Annotated in this window: 10 protein-coding genes and 2 pseudogenes; all 12 read left to right on the top strand. The window is 27.2% G+C overall.

Going from position 1 to position 12,310, the window contains the following annotated elements; genetic code table 11:
- Positions 1-125 precede the first annotated feature (125 nt).
- Positions 126-974 (top strand): AraC family transcriptional regulator, encoded by an 849-nt coding sequence (locus tag HGPB_RS03095; protein WP_019132228.1) that lies wholly within the window; start codon positions 126-128, stop codon positions 972-974.
- A 76-nt stretch (positions 975-1,050) separates the two neighbouring features.
- A pseudogene (locus HGPB_RS03090) lies at positions 1,051-1,496 on the top strand (nucleotidyl transferase AbiEii/AbiGii toxin family protein); the annotation flags it as partial.
- A 172-nt stretch (positions 1,497-1,668) separates the two neighbouring features.
- Positions 1,669-2,373: an FRG domain-containing protein gene (locus HGPB_RS03085; protein WP_019132226.1), complete on the top strand. Its 705-nt coding sequence runs from the start codon at positions 1,669-1,671 to the stop codon at positions 2,371-2,373.
- Positions 2,374-2,529: 156 nt separating this feature from the next.
- A complete protein-coding gene (locus tag HGPB_RS03080) occupies positions 2,530-2,850 on the top strand; it encodes a hypothetical protein (RefSeq protein ID WP_148497877.1) in 321 nt (106 codons plus the stop codon).
- 85 nt (positions 2,851-2,935) lie between these two features.
- Positions 2,936-3,270: pseudogene (locus HGPB_RS08585) on the top strand (hypothetical protein); the annotation flags it as partial.
- 890 nt (positions 3,271-4,160) lie between these two features.
- The gene (locus tag HGPB_RS03075; protein ID WP_019132224.1) at positions 4,161-5,708 is read left to right on the top strand and encodes a sensor histidine kinase; all 1,548 of its coding nucleotides are present in this window, start codon (positions 4,161-4,163) and stop codon (positions 5,706-5,708) included.
- The gene (locus tag HGPB_RS03070) at positions 5,680-6,285 is read left to right on the top strand and encodes a response regulator (protein ID WP_019132223.1); all 606 of its coding nucleotides are present in this window, start codon (positions 5,680-5,682) and stop codon (positions 6,283-6,285) included. Before HGPB_RS03075 ends, HGPB_RS03070 begins: the two co-directional genes overlap by 29 nt.
- A gap of 297 nt (positions 6,286-6,582) precedes the next feature.
- The gene (locus HGPB_RS03060; RefSeq protein ID WP_019132221.1) at positions 6,583-6,951 is read left to right on the top strand and encodes a 4Fe-4S cluster-binding domain-containing protein; all 369 of its coding nucleotides are present in this window, start codon (positions 6,583-6,585) and stop codon (positions 6,949-6,951) included.
- A gap of 199 nt (positions 6,952-7,150) precedes the next feature.
- Entirely contained in the window at positions 7,151-7,885 is a 735-nt protein-coding gene (locus HGPB_RS03055) for an ABC transporter ATP-binding protein (protein WP_019132220.1), read from the top strand.
- A 1-nt stretch (position 7,886) separates the two neighbouring features.
- Positions 7,887-9,833, top strand: a complete 1,947-nt coding sequence (locus tag HGPB_RS03050) for an FtsX-like permease family protein (RefSeq protein WP_019132219.1) — start codon at positions 7,887-7,889, stop codon at positions 9,831-9,833.
- 14 nt (positions 9,834-9,847) lie between these two features.
- Positions 9,848-10,492: a hypothetical protein gene (locus HGPB_RS03045; protein WP_019132218.1), complete on the top strand. Its 645-nt coding sequence runs from the start codon at positions 9,848-9,850 to the stop codon at positions 10,490-10,492.
- A 334-nt stretch (positions 10,493-10,826) separates the two neighbouring features.
- Positions 10,827-12,125 (top strand): ATP-binding protein, encoded by a 1,299-nt coding sequence (locus HGPB_RS03040; RefSeq protein ID WP_019132217.1) that lies wholly within the window; start codon positions 10,827-10,829, stop codon positions 12,123-12,125.
- Positions 12,126-12,310 lie beyond the last annotated feature (185 nt).

The raw sequence follows: 12,310 nt of genomic DNA, 5'->3' as shown, positions 1-12,310 counted from the left end.
GCAAGATAAGAAGTCTGGCAGAGAAGAAAAATAGTATAAACATGTGATGATATAATATTTGTATTAGCATTATCGGGTATAATTTAATAAATCCTTGTACAATTTAAATGAAAGGTGGTGGAAATATGGATATAATGAAATCTTTTAACTTAGCAATAGACTATATTGAAGATAACTTAACTGATGAACTTGATGAAAAAGAAATAACACGGATAACAGGATATTCATTTCCAATGTTTTCAAGAATATTTTCAATCGTATCAGGATATTCATTATCTGAATATATAAGATTAAGAAAGATGACAAATGCTGCAATTGATTTAAAAAATTCAGATAAAAGAATTATAGACATCGCAATAAAATATGGTTATAATTCTCAGGATTCTTTTGCCTTAGCTTTTAAAAGTTTTCATAAGCTAACTCCAGGTCAAGTAAAAAAAGGAGAAAAGTATCAATATTTCCCAAGAATCTACTTTTCAATTTCAGTTCAAGGAGGAAATCAAATGGATATTAAGATTGAGAAAAAGAAAGCGTTTAAAGTAGCTGGTATTAAATCAGATGTAACTAAAAGTTCAAATTTCCCAAAAGTTTGGGATAGGCTGGTTGAAAAAGTACCAAGAGAAAAATTTGAAGAGTTTGGTAATGGTCAAATCTTTGGCGTAGGATATGACTATATAATGGATGAAGAAGATTCATTTATATATTTAGCTGGTTTTGATTTAACGGATGAAGTAAAAGCTAAAGAGTTAGGTTTGGATACGCTTAGCATTCCTGAAAAAGAGTATGCTATTGTAAGCTTACAAGGACCTATACCAAAGTGTATTCACGAAGGATGGAAGTATATTATTTCATATTTCTTTCCTAAAGAAGGATATAGACATGATGAAAGTCCCGATTTTGAAGTATATGGAGATGGAGACCCTAATTCAGAAGACTATAAAATGGAATTATGGGTTCCTATAGTAAAAGAATAATTTAAATATGTTTAGTGGCATCTATCAAAATGGTAGGTGCTTTTTTGATTGCTATTAGTAAAAATAGGAATGAGTAAAAAATCCTATGAAACTTGATCTAACAACGGGAGAAGCAACAATACCAAGGGAAATAGAATACATCTCTTTAGTAAAGAAGATGTAAAAATAATGGTATACCCATTAGAAACAATTTTAGCTGAAAAATACGAAAACATAATCAGAAGAAATATAACAACAACACGAATGAGAGACTTCTACGACCTATACACTCTCTACAAGCTGAAAAAAGATGAGATAGATTATGAAATTTTAAAAGAAGCAATAGAGAAAATTTCAAAAAAAAGAGGAAGTCAGGAGATAATGAAAGACTATGAGGAAATAATCGAGGACATAAAAGAAGATTCATACCTAAGATCCTTGTGGGAAGTATATCTTAATGAAAATAAGTATATTGGAGATTTGACCTTTGATAAGGTTGTTGATGTAGTCACAACTTTATCAAATAGGATTAATGAGATGTAATTTTCCAGGCACTGTCTAGAAAATTATAGGCAAGAAAATATTAAAGACTAAAGAAGTGGAATTAATCTAATTCTTTTTTACCTTTTGATTAGAGTATTTAAAACTAAAAAAATGTATGTCAATTGTTCAGCCTAAGTAGATAATAAAAAAGTGTAAACAATAAGGAGGTAGTATGGAATTATTAAGAGCTCGCAGTTTATATGATTATATTAAAATTCTTAAAGAAAAAAATTTATTGGATGCATATTTCAGGGGAGAATCGAGGAAGTATACGAATATTGCGGCATCATGTTATAGAGATAATTTTATCGATTCAAATAGATCTATAATTGATGAGATGATAGATGAATATTTCTATGAAGTTAGTGCGCAATTAAGTGATATTGAAAAGTCAAATTTTATATCTTATTCGCAACACCATGGGTTGCCTACAAATTTAATAGATATTACGAGTTCAGCTTTAGTCGCGTTATACTTTTCGTGTTGTGATAACTTTGAAAACACAGGATATATCCATATATTTAAGAAAAATAATTTCATAAAATTTAGTGATGAAATTTCAGGAAGAAAAATACAATACTTTTATAATGATTTAATCGAACAAAATGAAACAAAAGTTATGTTTTATAATAAATTATTAGAATTTTATAAGAATAATAGGAAAGGATTCATAATTTCATTATCTAATAATTTAAATATGATCAAAGTTTTATTAAAAAAAAGTAAACACAATGCATATACGTCTGAAATAATAAAAGCTGTAGATTGGTATGATAAGGGAATTAAAGAAGGATATATTATGGATAGGCCAAATGAATTAAATCAAAGGCTTCTTCAAGTATTTCTTAAAAACAAAAATGAAGAGCTGAATATGTAGAGGGATATTTTTTTCCAATTATCAAAATTAACAAATTATTCATTTGAACTAAAAATACAGAAATTAGAAGATTATGTAATAATATATTTAACAACTTTTATATATTTGTTAATTAAAAAGTATGGTAATAATATTTATGAAGTACCTGATTTTCCAATGATATTATATTACCCTAATATTAATTTTGATAGAATGACATTACAATCTGGTAGATTTATTTATCAAAATATTTTATATTCACCACTTAATATTTTGAATAAACAAGAAAAGAGAGACTATATACAGAAAATAGTTCCTGATATTTCCATAGAAATTGAAAATAAAATAGAAATTGTAAAAGATTTAGATTTATTGGGGGTAAATAGAAAAAAATTATTTAACGATCCTGATAACATAGCAAAATATGTGTATAAGAAGAGTGAAGTAAGAAAATCAAAATTTGAATTACTAGAAGATTTTTATATAGAAGAGGTATAAGAAATTATCCTTTTATATAAATTCTACATTAAACAAAGAAGATATTTAAAATTGAATCAATGTTAGAGTCAAATACGATACTATTGAAAACTTTAAATTAAGTAACTTTCAATTATTTTAAAAGATGACGATGGGAATTTATATCAATTGTTAATCATATTGCAATAAGATTAAAGACTTAGAAAACCAAAATAGGGAGATTTTGTTAAAATATTCGGACAAGTAAAAACAAGTATTGATAACAACGGGAAAGAACATAAGAATGTTCGTATTTTATCTTCTAAGCTCTTAAAAGCAAAAGAACAAGTAAAGAGTCAAGATAAAGATAAAAAGTCCATATTAGGGCAAATAAAAAGCTTTAAGACAGATGACAAAGCTAAGTCAAATAAGAAAGACCATAGCAAAGGCACAGAAAGATAAATATCGGCAGTCTTCGGACTGCCTTTATTTTTTTGTTATGACGGGCATGTTTTAATGCTGGGGGTGAAAATCCCTACAGAGCGTAGTTACCAACAAATCTAATAGCGACTTGCAAGTTTTTGATGGTGACATCTGGGAGAGAGGAAGCAATAGTGAAATCATGGCTTCACGAACAGGAACAGAATACAAGGCGTAACAGGTGGGCAAGCTAGCCGAAGATAGCGAAGACCCAAAAGGTAACCGTAAACCCAAAGCGTAAATTCTGCAAGTAAACGATGAAAGTATTAGGGCTTATCCCGTGAGGTCTCTCTAGCGAAATAGTAATAACAACGAATAGTGAGAAGTCAGCAGAATCTATAGTAGCGAAGAAGTTTCTGTAATGGAAATGGAGTGAAGGGAGGAACGATATTTATTGTAATATTTGAAAAGGATGCACTATGACTTGATGGAACACAAGTAAGGACGTATTCATCTCTTAAGGTTCAGATACAAAAAGAATAAAGTTAAACAGATACATAAATAATATGATACAAGAAAATATTGAACCGCCGTATGCCGAACGGTACGTACGGGTGGTGTGATAGGGACTATAAATTAGCCTCTACTCGATTTGAATAAACAATGATTATTAAAGTATTATTTGAATATTTGATAAATTTATGCTTAATACACAAAAGTTAGCTGAGATTTATTATTGATAAAGTTACAATAAATAAAAGAGTAAAAAATAACTAGAAAGCAGTAGGCAGAATATAAGATATTGAAATAACTAATTTATACTGAGATATAGTATATAATAATATTAGAAGAATATTGATATAAAATCACACATTGTCTATATCATAGAGTTACAATTATTTGTTTTTTATCCAACATTTATAAGGAAAATTATGAAAAGAAAAGATTTGATTTTGATTGGTCATATTATATTACAAATTATTTTGTTTATACCTATAATTCCTTTTATAAAGTATTATCAACGAAAAGATATAGGAATTATAATAATGATTTTGCTGAGTATTGTAAATTTTGTTTCGTATGTTATTACAATATTAAATTCTGATAAAAAATTTATTTTAAAGCATAGTATTTTAATTATTATATTTATAATGTTTATATGTATGGAAGATGCAATACTAATTAGTTTACAGATAGGAAAACACATAGAATTAATCATATACAGCTTATTATTGTTAGAAAATTTAGCGCTGATATATTCAACATATATGTTAAATATTAAAAAACTAATTATAACTATTATTCTTTCTATTTCAGCTTTAACAGTGAATTATAATTATTCGTTATCCGATTTTATATATAAATATGTAGTTATTATTTTATTAATGAGTCCTAGTATTTCATATATATTAGATAAAAAAATAAGACATAATAATAAAGGGGTAATTTTATATTTACAAATATGTTTTATTATTTCTTTTTGTATTTATAAGAAAATCAATAGTATTGAGAATGTTTCAATTAGTGAGTACCTACTATTATCAATTATATCAATGGAGTCGGTATTACTATATAAAATTATGATAACGGATGTAAGAAATGGATTAGCATTATTTATCAAAGCCATGAGGGACCTATTTTTAGGTTATATTGTTTTATTTGTAATGCTATATTTAGTTGGTATTTCTGTAGTAGATATTACTTTATTATCTTTTTACTTTTTTATATATTTAGCAGAATTTAGAAGTTATAAGGAGTATAAGAAACATCAAAGTGTTACTTTTGATGAATTATTAGATAGTTATTATGTTGAAATATATAGAAACAGAGAAATTGAAAGACTTAATACTTTAAAAATTCAGACATTCTTACATGATGATATACTTCAAATTATAATAGCGATACGTAGATGGATAGAAGATAATTTGTCAGGTTCAGATAAAAATTATATATTACAGAATTTAGATAAATTGAATGATTTAATTCGACATGAAATTGATTCATTTAATCCTAAGATTAAAGAATACAGTTCTTTGTATGATGCATATAATAAACTTATATCAGATCTAGAAGATATGTATTTAAGTAAACAGATGCTTATTGAATTTGAATGTAAAAAAGATATTGAACTTTCATCACCTTATGATGAGCTAGTATATAAGTGTATTAATGAGTTGTTAATAAATGCATTTAAGCATTCTAAAGGTTATAATACGAATATTCTTCTGAAAGTGGAAAATAAGATGATTTACTTAACGGTTACAAATGTTGGAGATTATATAAAAGATAATGCTAGAATTAAAGAAGGCAATATAGGATTAAATATTCTAAGACTTAATTTAAAACAATACAGAGGCGTATTTGAATATAAAATATTTAAAAATAATGAAGGATTAGAAGAATCATATGTACAATTTAAAATAAAAATTCCATTAGATAGGAGAGTTATAAATGAAAATTTTGTTAATAGAAGATCATAAAATGGTAGCTACTTCCTTAAAAATGAGTTTAGAAACAGAACAATCTATTTCTGTAGATGTAATAGACAGTATTGAAAAACTTAATACAGATAAATCAATTCTTAGTTATGATCTATTACTTATAGATATTAACTTAACGGGTATTGAAGGAACAGTAAATGGCTTAGATCTAGCTGAAAAATTAATAGAAAAGTATAAGGAAATTAAAATTGTTATCTTAACTGCATATAAATTAGAATTTTATATAAAACGAGCTAAAGAAATAGGATGTAGAGGTTTTATTTCTAAAGAAGAAGATACTAAAAATTTAATACAATATATTAAAAGTATTGTAGAAAAAGATAAGATAATATTTCCTGAAGAAAATCATATGTTAGAATCGTTGACGAAATATGAATTAAAAATAGTGAGATTGTATTCAAATGGCATGTCTAGGAAAGAATTAGCTAAAGAACTTAACACAAATGTTAGAAGCTTGGCGGTATCTTTATCTAGAATATATCAAAAATTAAATGTTAGAAATTATCAAGAAATGATAGATAAGGTCAGAGAACTAGGATATGTAGATTCATTTTAATAATCAGCATTAGGACTTTAATTCCTAGTGCTTTTTTTTATTCACAAAAGTTAGCTGAAATGAAAGTTAAAAAAATATAAAATTAAAGAAAAAGTAAAGGATTAATAATAATTAAAGGTGATAAAGTGATGAATTATTCAAGTAAACTAAAAAATAATTTGGTAGGAAGAGAAATTACTCCTTTTAATGTGTGTAAATTATTTTGTACTAATACTTGTAGGTATAGTTGTACAGCAAAAAATGCTGCTAAGCACCCTAAATATTCACATAGTACATTTAATAATAATTTAAATAAAGATGATAGAAAATAAGACGACCTATAAACTTGGAAAAGAAATTAATATTTGGAAAGATGGTCTTGCTCAGACATTAACATTTATTGTAACAGAGAATTGTAATTTAAGATGCAATTATTGTTATATTACACATAAATCTTCAAACAAAAAAATGTCATTTGATGTAGCTAAGAAATTTATTGATTATGTACTATCAGAAGAAATGATAAGACCCAAAGGAGTTATATTAGATTTTATAGGTGGAGAGCCACTACTTGAAATAAAACTAATTGATCAAATATGCGACTATTTTAAATTGAAAACATATCTACTAATAGCATCGCTTGTAAATAGTTGTTCATTTAGTATAGGCTATTGGATACAAAACTAAAATTACAAGAAATAAAGGACATCTCAAGCAAGGTGCTTTCTAGAAAATCTGGTTAAAACAGTAGTTTCAATGCTATAAGCCAAATAGCAATTGCTTAAAGTTAGTCCTAAATAATGAAAGAAACTATTAAATAATAAGACCGCCTTTAAGTTAATTATAATTTTGATGGTCTTATTTCTTTAAAATTGGAGATGATTTTATGGAGGTTATTAAAGTAAAAAACCTTTACCATACTTTTGATGGAAGTAACTATATTTTAAAAGATATATCTTTATCATTAAAAAAGTCTGAGTCAATAGCGATTATGGGACCTTCTGGTTCAGGAAAGTCAACACTTCTTTATTGCTTATGCGGTATGATAAGAGCTAGTAGAGGGGAGATTTTATTTTTAAACAAAGATATTAGGTCGCTTTCCACAAGAAAGTTAAATGAACTGTATAGAAAAAATTTTGACTTTATATTTCAAGATATTAACTTAATTCCTGTCTTAAATGTAGAAGAAAACATTGAGCTGAAAAATAGTCTTATCAAAAAAAGACTAAATATAAAAGAATTAGAAGAAACTTTGGATCTTTTAAATTTAAGTTGTAAAGAGAAGTTTTATCCAGCAGAATTGTCTGGTGGTCAACGACAAAAAGTTGCCATAGCCAGGGCCCTTTTATTTAAACCAGACCTTATTTTTGCAGACGAACCTACAGGGGCACTGGATACCAATTCTTCTTACAATGTTTTGGAGGAAATGAAGAAGCTGAATGATATAGGTACAAGCACTATAGTTGTAACACACGACCCTAACGTAGCGATTCAAATGGACAGAGTACTATTTTTGCTTGATGGTCAGATTAGTCAAGAAATTAATAAGCCAAGCATCGGAGAGATTTTAGAAATTTTTACAGATCTTGAAGAAAACAAGAAATTAGGAGGGAAAGATTAAGATGAAAGTAAAAATTGCTATAAGGATGATTTGGAAAAATAAGCTAGTTAACTTATGGATGTTTTTATCTATGACCTTAATCTCTATAACTCTAAGTTTAACATCTGCGTGGTATTTGGCTACATTAAACCCAAATAATGATTTAATTTTTTCTACATTTAATAGAAAAAAAAATAATCTTATACTTGGAGACTTAGTGAATGGATCTCAACTTCAATTTTTAATGATTTTATTTTTTGGGTTTTTACTTTTAGTAGGGACAATTTATTTTTCAATAAAGCAGGAAGATAAAGATTGGGCTCTTTTAAAACTTAATAGTCTAAATAATAAAGAGATTATTGAAATTCTTTTATTTAGAACTTTAATTTTAAATATTATAGCTTCGGTTCTTGGAATATTTTTGTCTAGATTTTTTATAAAAGCTTATGTAAAGTTTTTCTTTTATTTTATTTTCAAGCCAGGATATGATAGTCTTTTAATGGTTAATCTAAGACCAGGATTACAATCTAGCGTAATAAGTTTATTAGCTATTTTTGTTATGGTTATTATAGCAAGTTTAACAGCAAGCATAAATGTTATAAAGACAAGGCCTATAGATCTATTTATTAAATCAAACGAGATAGCAACTCTTAGCAAGAGAAATATTATTCTAAGAGCTATTATTGGTTTAATATTATTTTTCATATTTCTATATTATACTTTAATTAAGCCGGTAGAAACAGGGACTATAATAGATATTCAAGGAGTTGGAGCTTTAGCGATAGCTCTTGTTATAATTGTGGCCCCTATATTGATTCCGAAATTTTCTAGTTTAATAGCAAAAGTCTTGGTGTTAAAAAATTCGGCATTAGCTTCTTATTGTAGAGGTCGAGTTTTAATGAATACACAAAAAAATCTTTCGCTTGCCACACCCATTCTTTTAGCAGTTATAATACCTTCGATTTTTGCACTTTTTTCAGAGGTAAGTGTAGTAAGGATGAATAGAGAGTATAATGCTCAAAATAAGAAAATGGGAGAAGGGATATATGCCATTATAAATCCAACAAAAATAGATGCTTATGCTCAAGAAAAGCTATTAGAGATTAAGGGTACACAAGATTTAATAATTACAAACACTTTAAGCTATTATGATGCTGCAGAAGATGATCATTATGTAGGAGTTAATTACATTAATGATAAGAGTCTTATGGTTAATTTAGACCTAGAGGCAGGAAGTATAGATAATATATCTAAAAATAAGATTGGTGCAAGTAATGATTATGAACTTGGAGATGAAATAAAAATTACATATTATAATGGAGAAAAGAAGACATATAATGTGGTAGCAGTTTTTAAATCTGTGCCTTACCTGTTATTGCCGAAAATATATATTGACTATAATTCAAATGAATTCTTGCAAGGACTTGAAAAGATTGATAACAAGTTATATATGAGTAACTCAAGCATTGGAAAGGCTGAATTAGAAAAGAAAGTTAAAAAAATTTTACCAAGTTCAAGAGTTTTGACAGGTTCAGAAGATGTAAACGAATACTTAAAGAATTTTTCTGATCATGAATTTACAACAATAAAATTTCTTTATTTCCCTTGTATGATTTTAGCGTTGGTAATTATTGCTCAAAATATAATATCTTTAATTTCTTTTAAAGAAGATGATTTTAAATTATTATTTAGAATGGGCTTTACTAGAGGGGAAATAATTCTAGAAAATTTAGTAGAAATTCTGGCTACTATTTTTTCCGCCAATATTATGATAATTATGGTAATTTCTATAATGTTGGTTAAATTTACCAAGGAATTTAGTATAAATGAAATTACTATAGGAGCAAATCTTCCAATTAAAGTGTGTCTATATTTAAATATATTTTTTATTATAATATGTATTGTTATTACTGTAATAGTTTGTTTGTTGAAGACAGAGAAAACTAAAATGGTGGATAGGCAAATTTAAAAGGCTTGAATATTATGAAAATTACAGATTTATTGCAAATAGAGGTAAAAAAGTTTGTTTTTTTGGTAATTATATATATACTATATCCAGCTATGGATATAGTGGCTGCATTGCAGCTAGCTACAAGTGTAGATAGGCTTATCGAGGGCAATGTGTTCTCCTTCATTAATTATTTAATAATAGCTACATTTTTTTGGACAATATCAGTTTTTTTCAGAAATTACGCTAACATAAAGGAACAAATATTTTTACAGTTTCTTTCTAAAAAATTACGAACCCTAAGTGTAGGAAGAGTTTGTGATGACCTAAATAACAATGAAGGTATTGTTGATTTTTCTAAATATATAAATATGATGACTACTGATATTCTATTAATAGAGAAGAGTCTTGGTTCGTTATTAAAAATTTTTTCTATAATAAGTACAATTATATTTGTAACGCTTGCACTTATCAAATTCCACTATATTATATTTATAGTAGCAACAATTTTAGGTATTGTTATGATAAAAATTCCTAAACTTTTTGAAGATAGAATAAAAAAAACTACTGATGATGTTTCTTTTGCTAATGAATCATTGCAAAGAAATATAACAATTTGGCTAGATGAAAATCTTAAAGTAATATTTAAATCTTCAGTTGAAGTTGAAATAGAAAATTGACAAGGATAAAAACTAAATACACAATAAAGCCAACAGAACCCGACATGCCTCTTAAAGTGGTGTAAGTCGGGTCTTTTAATTACAAAAATAGTCCTACCATGTATGGTAATGGCTTGTTCAATAAGTATAAAAAAATGACCAAGTACTTGAATGAAAATTGACAAACACTTTAAGGATATTAAAAATAATTTAAACGGTGTAAAACTAACTTCGAAATATGTCCTATATGGAATTATTTCTAAATAGATTTGAACTATATGACCTTATTCTTTATAATGTACTTAGATTAAGTTCCAAAACGGAAATAATTCTAAATAGAAAAAGGTGTAGGTTTATGGAAATAAAACGTGATTACTATCTAGATAAATTAATACGAAAAAAAGACAATGGATTCATTAAGATTATTACAGGAATTAGAAGGAGCGGTAAATCTTACTTGCTTAATAATCTTTTTTATAATCATTTGCTTGAAAATGGAGTAGATAATAAACATATTATAAAATTTGCCTTTGATTCAGGAAGAGATTTATTAAAAATTGACGAAGATTTAATGGATTTAGATTTACTAAGCGGTGAAAGATTAATAGATCCAAAAAAGTTTTTAGACTATATCATGAGCAAAACTAATGACAAGGAAAAATTTTATATCCTCTTAGATGAAGTTCAATTGCTTAAATCTTTTGAGCAAGTCTTAAATGGATTTTTGCGTCAAGATAATTTTGATGTCTATGTCACGGGAAGCAATTCAAAGTTTCTATCTAAAGATGTAATCACTGAATTTGCAGGTAGGGGTGATGAGATCCATATTATGCCCCTTGTATTTTCTGAATTTCTTCAAACTTTTGATGGCGACAAGGAAGATGCTTTTGCTGAATATCAAGTTTACGGCGGTTTACCAGCTGGGGCTTTAATGAAAACGGATGAAGATAAGATGAATTATCTAAAGGGGCAACTCGAAAATGTATATTTACGAGATATTGTTCATAGGTATGACATACGCTTAACTTCTGAACTAGAAGACTTACTTAATATTTTAGCATCAGGAATTTCAAGTCTTACGAATCCAAGTAAAATAGCTTCAACTTTTAAGTCTATAAAACAATCAAAGATTTCAGCCAATACCATTGATAAATTTATAGGCTACTTTGAAGATTCTTTTATCTTAAAAAGAGTCTATCGCTATGATGTTAAAGGGAGAAAATATATAGGCACGCCTTATAAAATATACTTTGAAGACGTAGGGTTGAGAAATGCAAGATTAAACTTTAGACAGATAGAACCAACCCACCTAATGGAAAATATCATTTATAACGAATTAAGATATCGTGGATATATGGTTGATGTAGGAATGGTCATTAAAAGGGAAAATGTCAATAATAAAGATATAAAGAAACAGCTGGAAGTTGATTTCATAGCCAACCTTGGAAATAAAAGATATTATATTCAATCTGCATATAGCCTCCCTTCCATAGAAAAAATAAATCAAGAAAAAGCCTCCTTGTTAAATATTGATGACTCATTTAAGAAAATTATTATCGTGAAAGATCTAATAAAACCATTTTTAGATGAAAATGGAATACTCACTATTAATTTATTTGACTTTTTGTTAAACAAGGAGAGCTTGGACTTATAATGAAGAATTTAACTGATTTGTTATGGATATATTTCCACATACGAGGCTTTAAAAAAATATCAAGTTTTATCCATACTGGCCACTCAAGCCATGTTGAAGTCCTAGCCCTACTTGTCAAGGAGCGAAGAGACGCTGAAAAGTAGAGGCAGGTCTCATGCAAAGATTTCCCAAGAGAAGCGACTGAA

The organism is Peptoniphilus obesi ph1, assembly GCF_000311865.1.
Classification (GTDB): domain Bacteria; phylum Bacillota; class Clostridia; order Tissierellales; family Peptoniphilaceae; genus Peptoniphilus_E; species Peptoniphilus_E obesi.
This window is presented reverse-complemented; position numbering and strand designations above follow the sequence as displayed.

What these genes read in the sequence shown, in the direction of transcription:
- HGPB_RS03095 (WP_019132228.1), top strand. Translation starts at nt 126, where the DNA reads ATGGATATAATGAAATCTTTTAACTTAGCAATAGACTATATTGAAGAT.
- HGPB_RS03045 (WP_019132218.1), top strand. Translation starts at nt 9,848, where the DNA reads ATGAAAATTACAGATTTATTGCAAATAGAGGTAAAAAAGTTTGTTTTT.
- HGPB_RS03060 (WP_019132221.1), top strand. Translation starts at nt 6,583, where the DNA reads ATGATAGAAAATAAGACGACCTATAAACTTGGAAAAGAAATTAATATT.
- HGPB_RS03080 (WP_148497877.1), top strand. Translation starts at nt 2,530, where the DNA reads ATGATATTATATTACCCTAATATTAATTTTGATAGAATGACATTACAA.
- HGPB_RS03075 (WP_019132224.1), top strand. Translation starts at nt 4,161, where the DNA reads ATGAAAAGAAAAGATTTGATTTTGATTGGTCATATTATATTACAAATT.
- HGPB_RS03040 (WP_019132217.1), top strand. Translation starts at nt 10,827, where the DNA reads ATGGAAATAAAACGTGATTACTATCTAGATAAATTAATACGAAAAAAA.
- HGPB_RS03070 (WP_019132223.1), top strand. Translation starts at nt 5,680, where the DNA reads ATGAAAATTTTGTTAATAGAAGATCATAAAATGGTAGCTACTTCCTTA.
- HGPB_RS03085 (WP_019132226.1), top strand. Translation starts at nt 1,669, where the DNA reads ATGGAATTATTAAGAGCTCGCAGTTTATATGATTATATTAAAATTCTT.
- HGPB_RS03055 (WP_019132220.1), top strand. Translation starts at nt 7,151, where the DNA reads ATGGAGGTTATTAAAGTAAAAAACCTTTACCATACTTTTGATGGAAGT.
- HGPB_RS03050 (WP_019132219.1), top strand. Translation starts at nt 7,887, where the DNA reads ATGAAAGTAAAAATTGCTATAAGGATGATTTGGAAAAATAAGCTAGTT.